Below are 15301 nucleotides of genomic sequence, written 5' to 3' on the forward strand. Positions count from 1 at the left end.
TTCCTTTCGCTGATTTTTCGTATAGTAGGATTCGGGTATACAGGCTCGACTTGGCCGCAAAGCATGTGAGGGACGGCTCTTGGACGTCATCGAAAAGGCGATCCGTAACGCATTCGAGAAGGGCGACGCCTCCGATCAGGCCTTCAGGGAACGGGTCTATCGGCAGGCTTTTGCGGCGTTGGATCGTGTTCTGCAAGCCAATCCCGGCGTAACGGTTGAATCGGCTATCAAGCGCCGCAAATCCCTGCAGGCGAAAATCGTCGATATCGAGCAAGAGTTCACAAACCCTCGCGAACCGCAGCCCGACCCGTTGCTGGTCACCGTTCCGCCGCTGCCAACTGAAGCCGCGAGCGAGTCGCCGCGTGTTGTTCATCCGCCTGTAGAAGCGCCTGTATTGTCTCCGCGCGCAACGCCGGTGCCTGAAGTTTCTATCGTATCGGTAGGGCCTGCACCCAGAACCGCGGCACCTCCTGTGCCTGCGCCCCAGGCGCCAGAACCTCCAGCACCGGAGCCGCGCGTCGAACCGGAGCCTGTCGTCGAGGCGCCAGCGCCGGCCTATGAGCCCTTTGTGCCGGAAGTTACCGTAGAAGATGCGGCACCCGAGCCGCAGGCCGAACAGTTCGAGCCGGTGATCCCGGTTTCCGAGCGCCGCGTGGAGCCGGAAGTGGTGTCCGATGATGTGCGCCCCACTGAGCGCGTCGTTGCCGGTCGGGAACGCCGTCGTCGCCCGATGGCGGCTATGTTCGTGGCTGTCACGCTCTTTTCCATTCTGGCGATTGGCGTCTGGTGGGCCATGCAAACTGGCCTGCTTGGCAACACCACACAGTCGGAGCCGGTCAGAACCGTATTGCCGCCAACGGATGATTTCGAGCCGGGTGCCGATGAGCCGCCGGTTGAGCCGGGTCAGGCAGATGCCTCTCGCGACTGGATTGAAGTCTTCAACGGCAACGACGCGAATTCGCTGAGCGCACCTTCGGATGCATCGGCCGAGGCGATGCATGATGAGGGCCAGAATTTCGTGCGCATAAAATCTGGTGAATCGGGCGCGGCGGTATTGATTGACGTCAATCCCGGCGTGCTTGAGCAGATCGCCGGCAAGCGCGCGACGTTCGACATCGTTGCCAAGGCGCAGGAAGGGCAGGACACGCAAATGTCCGTCACCTGCAATTTCGGTGAGCTTGGCGATTGCGGGCGCAAGCGCTACGCGGTCGGGAATGCGCGCGCCGACTATCTGTTTGAGATCGACATGCCGGCCAAAAAACCCGGCGCAGCGGGAACCATTGCCATCAATTCCGACTTTGAGAACAAGGGCAAATCGGTCGACATTTATGAAGTAAAAGTCTCGGTGCAACCGTAAACGCTATTTGTCGAGCAGGTCGGCCAGCGTTTCCAGCCGGTCGGCCTCTCCGGCTGGCTTGTCCCACCGCAGCCGCGAGATGCGCGGAAAACGCATGGCAATGCCGGACTTGTGCCGCGTCGAGCGGTTGAGCCCCTCAAACGCCACCTCCAGAACCAGCCCTTGCGTGCGATTGGCGCGCACGGAGCGCACTGGCCCGAACCGTTCAATCGTGTTATCGCGCACATATTTGTCGATCTGGCGAAGCTCCTCGTCGGTAAAGCCGAAATAGGCTTTGCCCACCGGAACGAGCTCCTCCGCGCCTTCCGCCCCCGTCCAAACGCCAAATGTATAATCGGAATAATAGCTTGAGCGCTTGCCGTGGCCGCGTTGCGCATACATCAACACAGCATCGATTGTGTGCGGATCGCGCTTCCATTTGAACCAGGGCCCCTTCGGCCTTCCCGCAAGATAGGGCGAGTCCAGTCGCTTGAGCATTATGCCTTCGATGATAGGGTGTGGCGGCATGCGTCTCAGCGCTTCCAGCTCATTCCAGTCGTCGAAGGCGACATTGCGTGAAACGTCGAAACGCGCGGGGTCGAGCGTCGTCACAAATCCACCAAGCACGTCGCGCCGCTCCACATATGTCAGTGCGCGCAGATCATCGCTGCCAAGCTGCAACAGATCGTAGGCGCGCACAAAGACAGGGAACTGGCTCTGCATTTTGGGCGAAACGGTCTTCCTGTTCAGTCGCTGCTGAAGATCGGAGAACGTACCCGTTTTGCCGAACGGATTCCCCACCAGCAATTCGCCGTCGATCACGCCTTCAAAGTTCATCGCCTCAAGGAGGTCAGGAAAAGCGCCGGAAATATCGTCGCCCGTGCGCGAATAGAGGCGCTGCACACCGCCCTCGGCCACCACCTGCACGCGGATACCGTCCCATTTCCATTCGGCGGCAAAATCCGCCGGGTCGAGCTTGTCGAGATCATTGTCGCCCACGGGATGTGCCAGCATCACCGGGCGGAACAGCGCCGCCGCCACGCGCTCGGGCCGTGGAACTCGCCCCTCCAGCCAGGCAAACAGCGCCAGATAGGGCGGCGTCAGCCCGTGCCAGACTTCTTCGATTTCCGAAACATCGACGCCGCCCAGATCGGCCAGTGACTGCTTGGCCAGCCGCGCCGAAACGCCTATCCGCAAGCCACTCGTCACCAGCTTGATAATCGCGAAACGAGAGGAAACATCAGCTTGGTCCAGCAGCGTCGCGAGCACCTTTGGCGCGTCAGACCGGCTCGCCCGCTGAAGCATCGCCACCGTCTCGGTCAGCGTCAGTTCATGCGAGCCTTCCGCCTTGTTTTGTGGCCAAACCAGCGAAACAGTCTCCGCCAGATCACCCACATAGTCGTAGGAATAGCCGAACAATATCTGGTCCATGCGCTCCGCTATCAGCGCGCGCAGTATCGCAGGCTTTACGGAAGCAAAACTCAAATCGCCGGTTATTGCAGCCAGCGCCAGCCCGCGGTCAGGATCCTCGACCACTCGAAAATAGTCGGTCAGCAGTTTCAGCTTCCCGTTACGGGAAGGCGTCAGCACCAGCCGGTCGAGCAGTTCGGCGAAGCGCTTCATCAGTCGCCCTCGTCCTCGTAGCCGACCAGGTGCAGCGGACGCGCGGCTATGCCGTTCAGTTCGCACCAGCGCACCAGCGCTTCCTCGCGCCCATGCGTCACCCACACTTCGCTCGCGCCCGTTTCGATGATCGTCGCAGTCAGTTCGTCCCAGTCCGAATGGTCCGAGATAATCAGCGGCAACTCGACGCCGCGCTGCTTGGCGCGCTGGCGAATCCGCATCCAGCCGGAAGCGAAGGCTGAAACCGGGTCTGGAAAACGCCGCGCCCAGCGGTCCGCGAATGCCGAGGGCGTGCCAATCACAATCGCGCCTGCAAACTCGCCTTTGCGGCTGTTTTCGACCGTCGCCGGCTGCAAATCTCCAAGATCGATGCCTTGCGAGGCATAATATTCGCAAAGCCGTTGCAGCGCGCCATGCAGATAGATCGGCGCTTCATAGCCACCCTCGCGGATCAGTTTGATAACCCGCTGCGCCTTGCCCAGCGCATAGGCGCCAACCAGATGCGCGCGCTCCGGAAACTGCGTTGCAGATCGCAGCAGCCGCGCGATTTCTTCGCTCGCTGGCGGGTGGCGAAACACCGGCAGACCAAATGTCGCCTCGGTGATGAAAACATCGCACGCCACCACTTCGAACGGCGCGCACGTCGGGTCTGGCTGGCGCTTGTAATCGCCCGATGCAACGATCCGCATGCCGCCATGCTCCACCAATATCTGCGCTGACCCCAGCACATGCCCGGCATTGTGAAAGCTCACACGCACTCCGTTGACATCGACCGTCTCGCCCGGTCCAATCGCCTGCGTCTGTCGGGCAAAACCCTCTCCATAGCGCAAGCCCATAATGTCCAGCGTTTGCTGCGTTGCCAGCACCTTGGTGTGGCCCGCTCGCGCATGGTCCGAGTGGCCGTGCGTAATCAGCGCGCGCTCGACAGGCCGCACCGGATCGATGAAAAAATCGCCGGGCGGACAATAGAGCCCTTCGGGGCGCGGACGGAGAAGATCGCGAGGACGCATCCTCTGAAGATAAGTGTTCCACGCTACGTTTGAAGCCCATTGCGCAAACCCTGCTGACAAGCGCATAGAGCGGCCATGCCAATCGACACATCCTCCCACGATATTCTGGCCGACCGTCGCGCCGATTATGCAGAAATGCTGTTTGCCGACGGCGATTTCGCCTCCGCAGCGTCCCTGATGATGGACGCGCTGGAACGCGCGCCCGACTGGTCATTCGGCTGGTTCCGCCTCGGAGAATTTCACGAAGCCGCAGCAGAGCAAGATAAAGCCGTCGAAGCATGGCGCATGGCTGTGCGGCTCGATCCGGCAGATCGCGCAGGCGCAGCGCTCAAGCTGTCGCTGGTAGGTGCGGCTCCTCAGACCGACAGACCGCCAAGTGCTTTTGTCGAAGCTTTGTTCGATCAATATGCCGACCGCTTTGATTCATCGCTGGTCGAAAAGTTGGCCTATTGCGTCCCCGATCTCATGCTGCGCGCAGTCACCGCAGTCCACCCCGAAAGCTTCGCCCTGGCGCGCGACCTTGGTTGCGGCACCGGCCTGATGGGCGAGCGCTTGCGCCCGCATGTGGCGCGTCTCGAAGGCTTCGACATCTCCGGCGAAATGCTGCGCAAGGCGCGTGGCAAATCCGTCTACGATCTTCTGGAAAAAGCAGACCTGCAAAACCTGCCGCAATTCGCGGCTCCGGCAGGCCTTGTCACTGCCGCCGATGTCTTCATGTATCTCGGCGCGCTTGATGGTATCGTCGCAAGCGTCGCCGCCATGCAGTCACCTGGCGGTCTGTTCGGCCTTTCTGTAGAGCGTCACGAGGGGCCGGAAGATTTCGTGCTGCTGGCCTCGCGCCGCTATTCGCACAGCCAAGCCTATATCGAGCGCCTGCTCGCGACCCACGGCTACGCCATAGCATCCATATCGAATGAAACAATCCGCACGGACCGCAACGCGCCCATTCAAGGCATCCTCACGGTCGCCCGCAAGCAATAGCGTCGGTCAGTTGTCGCCCATCTTGAGCGCCTGAATAAACGCTTCCTGCGGAATATCGACCTTGCCGAACTGGCGCATCCGCTTCTTGCCTTCCTTCTGCTTTTCCAGAAGTTTGCGTTTGCGGGTCACGTCGCCGCCATAGCATTTGGCGGTCACGTCCTTGCGCAGCGCGGAGATCGTTTCGCGCGCGATAATGCGCCCGCCAATCGCCGCCTGGATCGGAATCTTGAACATATGCTGCGGGATCAGCTCTTTCAGCTTTTCGCACATGGTGCGCCCGCGCTTTTCCGCTGCCATCCGGTGCACCAGCATCGAAAGCGCATCCACCGGCTCGTCATTCACGAGGATAGACATCTTCACCAGATCGCCTTCCTTGTAGTCGGTCAGGTGGTAGTCGAACGATGCATAGCCCTTTGATATCGATTTCAGCCGGTCATAGAAATCGAACACGACTTCGTTCAGCGGCAGATCATAGACCAGCATCGCGCGCTTGCCGACGTAAGACAGATCGACCTGAACGCCGCGCCGGTCCTGGCACAACTTCAAGATCGAGCCCAGATATTCGTCTGGCGTCAGGATCGTCGCGCGAATCCACGGCTCTTCAATGGACGTGATCTTCATCACGTCGGGCATGTCTGCCGGGTTGTGCAGTTCCTTCTGCGTGCCGTCGAGCAGGTTCATGCGATAGACAACGCTTGGCGCAGTCGCGATCAGGTCGAGATCGAATTCACGCTCCAGCCGCTCCTGAATGATTTCCAGATGCAGCAGGCCGAGGAAGCCGCAGCGGAAGCCGAAGCCAAGCGCCGCAGACGTTTCCATTTCATAGCTGAACGACGCGTCGTTGAGGCGCAGCTTGCCCACCGCCGCTCGCAAATCCTCGAAATCTGCCGCATCGACCGGGAACAGACCGCAGAACACCACCGGCTGTGCCGGCTTGAAGCCGGGCAGCGCTTCGGCGGTTGGCTTGCGATCTTCCGTAATCGTGTCGCCAACGCGCGTGTCCGCCACTTCCTTGATCGAGGCGGTAATGAAACCAAATTCGCCGGGGCCAATCTCGTCGGCCTGAATCATCTTGGGCGTGAAGAAGCCTGTGCGCTCAACCGGGTATCTCGCGCCGGTTCCCATCATGCGGATGGTCTGGCCCTTTTTCAGCACGCCGTCGATAACGCGCACCAGCACGATCACGCCCAGATAGGCGTCGTACCAGCTATCGACCAGCATGGCTTTCAGCGGCTTTGTTGCATCGCCCACGCGCGGCGCGGGCAGGCGGGCGACGATGGCCTCGAGCACGTCCTCGATGCCGATACCCGTCTTGGCGGAAATCATCACCGCATCGCTGGCGTCCAGCCCGATCACTTCCTCGATCTGTTCCTTCACGCGCTCCGGTTCGGCTGCGGGCAGGTCGATCTTGTTCAGCACCACGACGATTTCGTGATTGTTGTCGATTGCCTGATAGACATTCGCCAGCGTCTGCGCTTCCACGCCCTGGCTGGCGTCCACCACCAGCAGCGAGCCTTCGCAGGCAGCGAGCGAGCGCGAAACCTCGTAGGCAAAGTCCACGTGGCCGGGCGTGTCGATCAGGTTCAGAATATAGTCTTCACCGTTTTTCGCGGTGTAGTTCAGCCGCACGGTCTGCGCCTTGATGGTGATACCGCGCTCGCGCTCAATATCCATATTGTCGAGCACCTGCTCCTTGCCCGCCATTTCGCGTGCATCAAGAGCGCCGGTCATCTGAATGAGCCGGTCGGCGAGGGTGGACTTCCCGTGGTCGATATGCGCGACGATGGAGAAGTTGCGGATATGAGAGATCGGCGTCGTCATGGTGCCGGGCTTTAGCAGGGAAGCGCCAAAACGCAAGGGCAAGTGGTATTTTGGCTAAAATTCCGCAGAGGTCGAAATTGTTGCGCTTCGCTCCGCTTCAGTTTCCCAGAATAATATCCAGCAGCGACTTCTCGCGCCTTACCTTGGGGCCGCCGACATCAGCGGAGGGTCGCCGGATCGAACCGGTCGGCACATCGCTGGCGCGTTGAGAGCGCATCACGCCATTGCCGCCGCCCGCGTCGGCCACAGGCTCGCCCACATCGACGGATGGCACAGGTGTCGGATACCACTCACCCGGCAGTTTCCGCACGGGCACGCCTTCATGCGCGGCGGCCATAAAGTGGTTCCACGCAAGTGTCGGCAGCGATCCGCCCGTAATGTTCTTCGTCGGCGTACCATCATCATTGCCGAACCACACTCCCGTGGTCAGGTTCGCCGTATAGCCGATGAACCATGCGTCCTTGGATTTCTGGCTGGTGCCTGTCTTGCCCGCCGCCGGCCATCCGAAATCCGCCTTGCCTGCCGTGCCATCCTTGATCGTTTCCTGCATCATGGCGTTCATCATGCCCACCACTTCGGGCTTGAGAACGCGTGGCGCGTTGCCTGCCGAGGCTTGGTAAAGCTGCTTTCCATCAGTCGTGGTGATGTTGGTGATGAAATGCACCTTGGGGCGGTATCCGCCATTGGCAAACGGCACGTAAGCGGCAGTCAGTTCGAGCGGCGTCACTTCGGACGTGCCGAGCGCGATAGACGTATTCGCCTGCAGATCGGATTGAATGCCGAGCCGATGCGCGGCCTCGACCACTGCGCCGGGGCCAACCTGAACCGCAAGCTGCGCCGCCACCGAATTGAGCGATTTCGCCAGCGCGGTCGTTAGCGTCACCTGTCCGTAGTACTTGCCTTTGTAGTTCTGGGGCGTCCAGTTCCCGATTCGGATTGGCGCATCATTGCGCACCGAATCCGGCGTCGAGCCGTGCTCCACTGCCGCCAGATAAACAAATGGCTTGAACGCCGATCCCGGCTGGCGCTTCGCTTCCGATGCGCGGTCAAACTGGCTGGCGGCATAGTCATATCCGCCCACCATCGCGCGCACCGCGCCCGTATTGTCGAGCGAAACCAGCGCGCCCTGACTCACATTCAGCTTCTTGCCATTCTCCGCAATCAACTCGCGGATCGAATTTTCCGCCAGCTTCTGCAAATTCAGATCGATGGTCGATTGCACGACAATATCGGTGCGCACTTCGCCAATCAGGTCGGGAAGCTGATCCATAATATAGTCGGCTACGTAATTTTCGGAACCGCTCCAATAAGAAGCAGCGCGCGTTGGCGTCGCCTTCATCGCCAGCGAAAGTTCCTTGGCGCCAATCATGCCTTGATCGCGCATGGCCGCCAGCACCACTTCGGCGCGGTCGTTCGCAGCATCCGGGTCGCGCGCGGGCGAAAGCTTGGATGGAGCTTTCAGCAGCCCCGCCAGCAATGCAGCTTCCGCCAGCGTCACATTGCGCGCGGACTTGCCGAAATAGCGGCGCGAAGCGGCTTCCACGCCATATGCACCCGACCCGAAATAAACCCGGTTCAGATACATTTCGAGTATCTGGTCCTTGGTGTAGGTCTGCTCCAGCCACACCGCGAGTAGCAATTCCTGCACCTTGCGCTCAACCGTGCGATCCGGTTTCAGGAACAGGTTTTTGGCAAGCTGCTGCGTCAGCGTCGAGCCTCCTTGCGAAAGCCGACCGCCCAGAACGTTCGAGGCAAATGCGCGCCCAACGCCCAGCGGATCAATGCCGAAATGTGAGTAGAACCGCCGATCTTCGATGGCAATAACGGCCTGCGGAATGTAAGGCGACATCTCGTGCAGGCCGATGGCTTCGCCGCCGGTCACGCCGCGATTCGCTAAAAGTTTATTGTCTACGGTAATGATTTTGACGTTTGGCGGTCGCTCCGGCACCGCCCATGTGGTGGCGCTCGGCATCTGCGCGCCATAATAGGCCACCAGCCCGATGCCGCCGATTCCCAGCCAGATGCACAGTACGAAGCACCAGTAAACGAGCCTGCCCAAAAGGCCCACGCTGCTCCTGCGCCGCGTCTTTCGCGATGCGCGAGCCGCCTTTTTGCTACGTTTTTTCCGGCGACCTGAAGGCACGACCCGATCGTCCTCGCTTACGGCGAAGCGGCTGGGCGATGCCCGATGCGGCTCATCGAAACTGGGATCTACCCGCTTGTTGCCGCCCCGTTTGGCCATGCCAACCCTTTGCCCATCACGCTTTGGCGCGTCGGTGAAGGTTAATTGCGGCGATTTAAGGGGGGGTTAAAGGAAGGTGCGCGGCGAACATGCCGCCGCGCAAAGCTTTGGAAAATCAGCGATAAAGAGTGCAGTTGCCGTCGCGGCCAAACATCAGGCGCACGCGGTCGCCGCGTGAAAAGCCCTGAACCACGATTGCGCGGCGGTCAGCGCGAATAACGTCGGCGCGACGTACACCCATCGAGCGGGCCTTGGAGATAGCGTCGCTTTCGTCGCAACGCATACCGTAGCGGCCTTCCCGCGGCTTTCTGTAATTTCCCTGCGGGCGGCCCGGATAATCGCGACCGTGCCGGTCGAAATAGGTGCGGCAGCGCCGGTCATAGGGGTTGCGCTCGCAGAAATCTGCCGTCCGGATCCGAACGCCGTTCGGGCCAATCAGAAATTCCACATCCTTTGCAAACGAAGCTGGCGCGTATGACATCGAGGTCAACGACACAGCCGCCGCCAGAGCCGCCATCTTGATGGATTTCAGCATTTCAAGTCCTTTCATTTACTCCGCACACCGAGTGTTCACTCGGAATCTTCATCCGGATGAGCCGACCAGGCAGTCGGCTCGATGCGCTTTTGGGTGTTTCCGTCGATAAACGTCCACCAGCCCGCATCGGTTTCATCCCAATCTCCGCCCGTTGCTTTCAGCCGGTCCAGCGACCGGTATTGGGCGATTGATTCGTTTTCCTGCCCGTCCTCGTCGGTCCAGTACACTGTAACCTTGGTGCCATTTTTCGGGGCCGTGGAAATGGGTTGCCTGCCGCTCATGTCGCTTTCTCCTGTCCGCCTTATCTACGATATTCGCTGAATGCAGGCTGAACGCCTGAAAGCGCCGAAATCAGGGCAGTAGAATTCGCGCAGATCGCCGAAGTTCCCTAGGTCCTGACCTAGCTATGCGAAAAAATGTCCTGTTCGTCCCAGCCCATCAGGTCCAGCTTCGCGCGGGTGGGCAGAAATTTGAAGCAGGCTTCGGCTTCTTTTGCGCGGCCATCGCGATTGAGTCGTGAAATCAACGCCTCACGCAGCGCGTGCAGGTACAAAACGTCAGACGCCGCATATTCAAGTTGCTCCGGCGTCAGGGTTTCGGCTCCCCAGTCTGAGGATTGCTGCACTTTGGAAAGGCTGATGCCAAGCAACTCGTTGCAAATGTCTTTCAGCCCGTGGCGGTCCGTATAGGTCCGCACCAGCCGTGAGGCGATCTTGGTGCAGAAAACTGGCGTCGCCATCACGCCGAACGCATTGAAAAGCACTGCAATATCAAAGCGTCCATAATGAAAGATCTTCGTCTTTTTTCCGTCGCGCAAAAGTGCTGCAAGGTTTGGCGCGCGTTTTTGGCCAGCAGCGATCTGCACCACATCGGCGGTGCCATCGCCCGGCGAAAGCTGCACCACGCAAAGTCGGTCGCGATGCGGGTTCAGCCCCAGCGTTTCGGTATCGATAGCCACCGCGTCGCCCTGATAGTGGGCGAGGTCTGGCAAATCACCTTTATGAAAACGAATCTTGCTCATGAATGTCCTATTTGGCGAGCGCGTCGAGAATTCTGGCCCACGAGCGCTGGCCTTTGTGAAACGAATTTAGATTGTACTTCTCGTTGGGCGAATGGATACGGTCATCGTCCAGCGCAAACCCTACCATCAGTGATGTAATGCCGAGATAGGTCTGGAAATCTCCGACCACCGGGATAGACCCGCCGCCGCCCAGCAGCAACGTTGGCTTGTTCCATTCTTCCGCGAGCGCATTGCGCGTTTTGGTCAATTCCGGCGAATCGAAAGGAAGCTGGATAGCCGGCGAACCACCGTGCGGATGAAACTCCACTGTGCAATCCGCTGGAATGCGCGCGCGGATAAAGGCGCGGAACGCATCCCTGATTTTGTCGGGGTTCTGTTTATGAACAAGGCGGAAAGAAACCTTCGCGCTTGCCTCTGCGGGGATGACGGTCTTGAAGCCGGCGCCTGTGTAACCGCCTGTAATGCCATTGAATTCCGCCGTAGGCCGCGCCCATGTCAGTTCAAGGATCGAGCGACCTTTCTCACCCGAGGGAATCCCTAATCCAATAGCGCCGAGAAATTTCTCCGGCGTCTTGCCGAGCTTTTCCCAAGCTTCCAGCATCTGCGTCGGCGTCTCTTCAACACCGTCATAAAAGCCGGGAATGGTCACGCGGCCATTCTCGTCGTGAATGTCGGCCAGCGCCTTCGCCAGAATGCGGATCGGGTTCGCCGCCGCGCCACCATAATAGCCGGAATGCAGATCGCGGCTGGCGGCTTTCACCACCACTTCCTCGCCCACCAGTCCGCGCAGGCTCACGCAGATCGATGGCGTTTGCGGGTCATACATGGAGGTGTCGCAAACCAGTGCAATGTCGGTCTTCAACTCGTCCTTGTTTGCATCAAGAAACGGCTTGAGCGAGGGCGAGCCGGATTCTTCCTCGCCCTCAAAGAAAATCGTCACCCGGCAGGGCAGGGAGCCATGCACCTTTTTGTAAGCGCGGCAGGCTTCCACGAAGGTCATCAGCTGGCCTTTGTCGTCGGAAGATCCGCGCCCGGTGATTATTTTCGCGCCCTTGTCGCTTTCCTTGATCGCAGGCGCGAACGGATCGTCGTGCCACAACTCAATCGGATCGACCGGCTGCACATCATAGTGACCGTAGAACAGCACATGCGGCGCATCCGACGTTGCGCCCGCATGGTGCGCAACCACCATTGGGTGGCCTGGCGTATCGCGCACGCTCGCGTCGAACCCGATGCTTTTGAGTTCCTTCACCAGCCATTCCGCGCCCTTGCGGCATTCGCCGGCAAATGCGGGATCGGTCGAAATGGTCTTGATGCGCAGCAACTCGAACAGACGCTGCACACTGGCGTCGAGCGAACTGTCGATCTCATCGAGTACGGGGGCAAGCTGTGTCATGATGGGGCCTCTCGAATCTGCGGCGTAACCTATCCATATGCGGCGGAAAGGCAAAGGCGGCGTATTGAGCCAGCGCGCTGAAGCAGACAAAAAAATGCCGCCGTGGCGGAGGGGGTACCACGGCGGCGCTTTTAAAATAATGCGGCAGCCCGGAGAGGGGGATGAGGCTGCCGCAAACATCCGGTATAGGCGGGGGACGGGCCTTACTCCGGATTCGGCCGAAGCCGATGACCTGTAAATGGCGAGTCGAACGTGGCGATTCAAGGGCAGTTTCGATTACAAGTTTGTAACCAATGCGTGAGCGATTTTTCCTGCCTTTGTCCATGTCGCAGATGTCAGTAACCTTTGCTTGGGCATGGACAGTGGAAGGCCGGGGCGTTACCCATTCGAGCCATGAAAAAAGGCGATCACCTCTTCCTCGTTGACGGCTCCGGATACATTTTCCGGGCCTACCATGCCCTGCCGCCGCTTACGCGCAAATCGGACGGCCTGCCCGTCGGTGCCGTGTCCGGTTTCTGCAATATGCTTTGGAAGCTCATGCAGGACGCGCGCAATACAGATGTGGGTATAACCCCCACTCACTTTGCCGTCATTTTTGATTATTCATCCAAGACGTTTCGCAATGAACTCTATGCAGAATACAAGGCCAACCGTTCCGCGCCGCCGGAAGACCTCGTGCCGCAGTTCGGCCTGATCCGCGAGGCCACCCGTGCCTTTGATCTGCCCTGCATCGAAATGGAGGGCTTCGAGGCGGACGATCTGATAGCCACCTATGCGCGCCTTGCCTGCGATGCCGGCGGCGACACGACCATCATTTCATCTGACAAGGATTTGATGCAGTTGGTCGGCCCCACGGTCAGCATGTACGACCCGATGAAAGACCGTCAGATCGGCATTCCGGAAGTCATCGAGAAATGGGGCGTGCCGCCGGAAAAGATGATCGACCTGCAAGCGCTGACAGGCGATTCCATCGACAATGTTCCGGGCGTGCCGGGCATTGGCCCCAAAACCGCTGCACAGCTTCTGGAGCAATTCGGCGACCTCGACACGCTGCTGGCTCGCGCCGGCGAAATCAAGCAGGACAAGCGCCGTCAAACCATCATCGACAATGCGGACGCTGCCCGCATTTCGCGCGAACTCGTGAAGCTGAAGAACGATGTTGCCGTAGCTGACGGTCTGGAAAGCCTGGTGCTGCAACCGCCAAACGGCCCCAAGCTCATTTCCTTCCTCAAGGGCATGGAGTTCACATCGCTCACGCGCCGCGTGGCGGAGGCGAGCGGTACGGATGCGTCTGCCGTCGATGCCGCCACCGTCGTCGTGGAACTTGGCGAAGCCGCTCATGGCCCGGACGTTGGCGCGGGTGAAACCGCGCAAGCTGCCGCGGAGGCCAAGACCGGAGAGTTGACGCCAGCCGCACTCGCGGATTCGGTCGCGCAAGCCGCGGTTAACAGCAAGATCGACGTCAACGCCTATGTTTGCATTCGCGATATCCAGACCCTTGCGGACTGGATCGCCGAAGCGCGCGGAGCGGAGGTTGTCGCCTTCGATACGGAAACCAATTCGCTCGATCCCATGCAGGCCGAACTTGTCGGCTTTTCGCTGGCCACCGCGCCGGGCCGCGCGGCCTATGTCCCGCTCACGCATAAGGAAGGCGCGGGCGATCTGCTCGGCGGCGGTGTGGTCGAGGGGCAGATTCCGACCCGCGACGCACTGGCGCTGCTCAAGCTGCTGCTCGAAGACCCGAATGTCTTGAAGGTTGCCCACAACCTCAAATTCGACATGCTGGTCATGAGCCGTCACGGCATCGACGTCACGCCCGCCGACGACACCATGCTCATGTCCTATGCTCTGGATGGCGGCACCAATGGTGGCCACGGCATGGACGCGCTGTCCGAAAAATGGTTAGGCCACACGCCCATTGCGTTCAAGGACGTGACCGGCTCCGGAAAGTCATTCGTGACTTTCGATCATGTCGCGCTGGACCGCGCCACCTGCTACGCGGCGGAAGATGCCGACGTCACCTTGCGGCTGTGGCATGTCTTGAAACCGCGCCTGCCGGTCAAGCAGGTCGTCTCCGTCTATGAGCGGTTGGAGCGTCCGCTTGTGCCAGTGCTGATGCGTATGGAAGAACGCGGCATTTCGGTTGACCGCCAAATCCTGTCGCGTCTGTCGGGCGAATTGGCACAAGGCGCGGCGCGTCTTGAGGAAGAAATTTTCCAGCTTGCGGGCGAGCGCTTCACCATCGGCTCGCCCAAGCAGCTTGGCGATATTCTGTTCGGCAGAATGGGCTTTGCGGGCGGCTCCAAAACCAAGACCGGCCAGTGGTCCACATCCGCGCAGGTGCTGGAAGACCTCGCCGCCGAGGGCCACGAATTGCCGCGCAAGATCGTTGACTGGCGTCAGCTCACCAAGCTGAAATCGACCTACACGGATGCGCTGCCGGGCTTCATCAATCCTGAAACCAAGCGCGTGCATACTTCATACGCGCTCGCGGCCACCACTACAGGGCGGCTTTCCTCATCCGACCCGAACTTGCAGAACATTCCGATCCGCACGGCGGAAGGCCGCAAGATCCGCACGGCTTTCATCGCGGATCCCGGCCACAAGCTCATTTCGGCGGATTACAGCCAGATCGAGTTGCGCGTGCTGGCTCATGTCGCGGAAATCGCGCAATTGCGGCAGGCATTCGCGGATGGGCGCGACATTCACGCCGCCACCGCGTCGGAAATGTTCAACGTGCCGATTGAAGGCATGCCGTCTGAAATTCGCCGCCGTGCCAAGGCGATCAATTTCGGCATCATCTACGGCATTTCCGCGTTCGGGCTTGCCAACCAGCTTTCCATCCCGCGCGAGGAAGCCGGCGATTATATCAAGCGTTATTTCGAGCGCTTCCCCGGCATTCGCGATTACATCGAGGAAACGAAGGCCTATGCGCGCGACAAGGGTTATGTCGAAACCATCTTCGGTCGCCGCGTGCATTACCCTGAAATCCGCTCGCCCAACCCGTCGGTGCGTGCGTTTAACGAACGTGCGGCAACCAATGCGCGTTTGCAGGGCACTGCGGCCGACATCATCCGCCGCGCCATGATCCGCATGGACGATGCGCTGGCGCAGGCCGGCGTGTCCACGCGAATGCTTCTGCAAGTTCACGACGAACTCATTTTCGAGGCGCCCGACGCTGAGGTCGAGGCCACGATTCCGGTCGTGCGGCATGTGATGGAAAACGCGGCTATGCCCGCTGTGTCGCTGTCCGTGCCGCTACAGGTCGACGCGCGCGCCGCTCACAATTGGGACGAGGCGCATTAAGGCTATTCACCCGGTCGGGTAGGGGTGAGG

11 protein-coding genes are annotated in these 15301 nt (G+C 60.0%); 3 read left to right on the forward strand and 8 right to left on the reverse strand.

The window, feature by feature from the left end; genetic code table 11:
- Nucleotides 1–79 precede the first annotated feature (79 nt).
- On the forward strand, nt 80–1357 hold the full coding sequence (locus tag DY251_RS00340; RefSeq protein WP_116621862.1) for a hypothetical protein: 1278 nt from the start codon (nt 80–82) through the stop codon (nt 1355–1357).
- Between the two features lie 3 nt (nt 1358–1360).
- On the opposite strand, the gene DY251_RS00345 is transcribed toward DY251_RS00340, so the two are convergent.
- On the reverse strand, nt 1361–2959 hold the full coding sequence (locus tag DY251_RS00345) for a cisplatin damage response ATP-dependent DNA ligase (protein WP_116621863.1): 1599 nt from the start codon (nt 2957–2959) through the stop codon (nt 1361–1363).
- Complete coding sequence (locus DY251_RS00350; protein WP_116621864.1) at nt 2959–3969, reverse strand: ligase-associated DNA damage response exonuclease; 1011 nt, start codon at nt 3967–3969, stop codon at nt 2959–2961. Before DY251_RS00350 ends, DY251_RS00345 begins: the two co-directional genes overlap by 1 nt.
- A 75-nt stretch (nt 3970–4044) precedes the next feature.
- Between DY251_RS00350 and DY251_RS00355 the strand changes: the two genes are divergently transcribed.
- Complete coding sequence (locus DY251_RS00355) at nt 4045–4950, forward strand: class I SAM-dependent methyltransferase (RefSeq protein ID WP_116621865.1); 906 nt, start codon at nt 4045–4047, stop codon at nt 4948–4950.
- Between the two features lie 6 nt (nt 4951–4956).
- On the opposite strand, the gene lepA is transcribed toward DY251_RS00355, so the two are convergent.
- The 6 genes from lepA to DY251_RS00385 all read right to left on the reverse strand — a co-directional run bounded on the left by lepA (nt 4957) and on the right by DY251_RS00385 (nt 11965).
- Nucleotides 4957–6771: a translation elongation factor 4 gene (gene lepA / locus DY251_RS00360; protein WP_116622255.1), complete on the reverse strand. Its 1815-nt coding sequence runs from the start codon at nt 6769–6771 to the stop codon at nt 4957–4959.
- Between the two features lie 97 nt (nt 6772–6868).
- The gene (locus DY251_RS00365) at nt 6869–9013 is read right to left on the reverse strand and encodes a transglycosylase domain-containing protein (protein ID WP_116621866.1); all 2145 of its coding nucleotides are present in this window, start codon (nt 9011–9013) and stop codon (nt 6869–6871) included.
- Between the two features lie 115 nt (nt 9014–9128).
- Nucleotides 9129–9563, reverse strand: coding sequence for a hypothetical protein (locus tag DY251_RS00370; RefSeq protein ID WP_116621867.1), 435 nt, complete (start codon nt 9561–9563; stop codon nt 9129–9131).
- Between the two features lie 20 nt (nt 9564–9583).
- A complete protein-coding gene (locus DY251_RS00375; RefSeq protein ID WP_116621868.1) occupies nt 9584–9829 on the reverse strand; it encodes a hypothetical protein in 246 nt (81 codons plus the stop codon).
- Nucleotides 9830–9948: 119 nt separating this feature from the next.
- Nucleotides 9949–10569, reverse strand: coding sequence for a ribonuclease D (locus tag DY251_RS00380; protein ID WP_116621869.1), 621 nt, complete (start codon nt 10567–10569; stop codon nt 9949–9951).
- 7 nt (nt 10570–10576) lie between these two features.
- Nucleotides 10577–11965: a M20/M25/M40 family metallo-hydrolase gene (locus DY251_RS00385; RefSeq protein ID WP_116621870.1), complete on the reverse strand. Its 1389-nt coding sequence runs from the start codon at nt 11963–11965 to the stop codon at nt 10577–10579.
- Nucleotides 11966–12358: 393 nt separating this feature from the next.
- On the opposite strand from DY251_RS00385, the gene polA reads away from it, so the two are divergent.
- On the forward strand, nt 12359–15271 hold the full coding sequence (gene polA, locus DY251_RS00395; protein ID WP_116621872.1) for a DNA polymerase I: 2913 nt from the start codon (nt 12359–12361) through the stop codon (nt 15269–15271).
- Nucleotides 15272–15301: the final 30 nt, after the last annotated feature.

The organism is Mesorhizobium denitrificans (genome assembly GCF_003403035.1).
Lineage (GTDB): Bacteria > Pseudomonadota > Alphaproteobacteria > Rhizobiales > Rhizobiaceae > Mesorhizobium_G > Mesorhizobium_G denitrificans.

What these genes read in the sequence shown, in the direction of transcription:
- DY251_RS00365 (WP_116621866.1), bottom strand. Translation starts at nt 9,013, where the DNA reads ATGGCCAAACGGGGCGGCAACAAGCGGGTAGATCCCAGTTTCGATGAG.
- DY251_RS00385 (WP_116621870.1), bottom strand. Translation starts at nt 11,965, where the DNA reads ATGACACAGCTTGCCCCCGTACTCGATGAGATCGACAGTTCGCTCGAC.
- DY251_RS00355 (WP_116621865.1), top strand. Translation starts at nt 4,045, where the DNA reads ATGCCAATCGACACATCCTCCCACGATATTCTGGCCGACCGTCGCGCC.
- DY251_RS00370 (WP_116621867.1), bottom strand. Translation starts at nt 9,563, where the DNA reads ATGAAAGGACTTGAAATGCTGAAATCCATCAAGATGGCGGCTCTGGCG.
- polA (WP_116621872.1), top strand. Translation starts at nt 12,359, where the DNA reads ATGAAAAAAGGCGATCACCTCTTCCTCGTTGACGGCTCCGGATACATT.
- DY251_RS00350 (WP_116621864.1), bottom strand. Translation starts at nt 3,969, where the DNA reads ATGCGTCCTCGCGATCTTCTCCGTCCGCGCCCCGAAGGGCTCTATTGT.
- lepA (WP_116622255.1), bottom strand. Translation starts at nt 6,771, where the DNA reads ATGACGACGCCGATCTCTCATATCCGCAACTTCTCCATCGTCGCGCAT.
- DY251_RS00375 (WP_116621868.1), bottom strand. Translation starts at nt 9,829, where the DNA reads ATGAGCGGCAGGCAACCCATTTCCACGGCCCCGAAAAATGGCACCAAG.
- DY251_RS00380 (WP_116621869.1), bottom strand. Translation starts at nt 10,569, where the DNA reads ATGAGCAAGATTCGTTTTCATAAAGGTGATTTGCCAGACCTCGCCCAC.
- DY251_RS00345 (WP_116621863.1), bottom strand. Translation starts at nt 2,959, where the DNA reads ATGAAGCGCTTCGCCGAACTGCTCGACCGGCTGGTGCTGACGCCTTCC.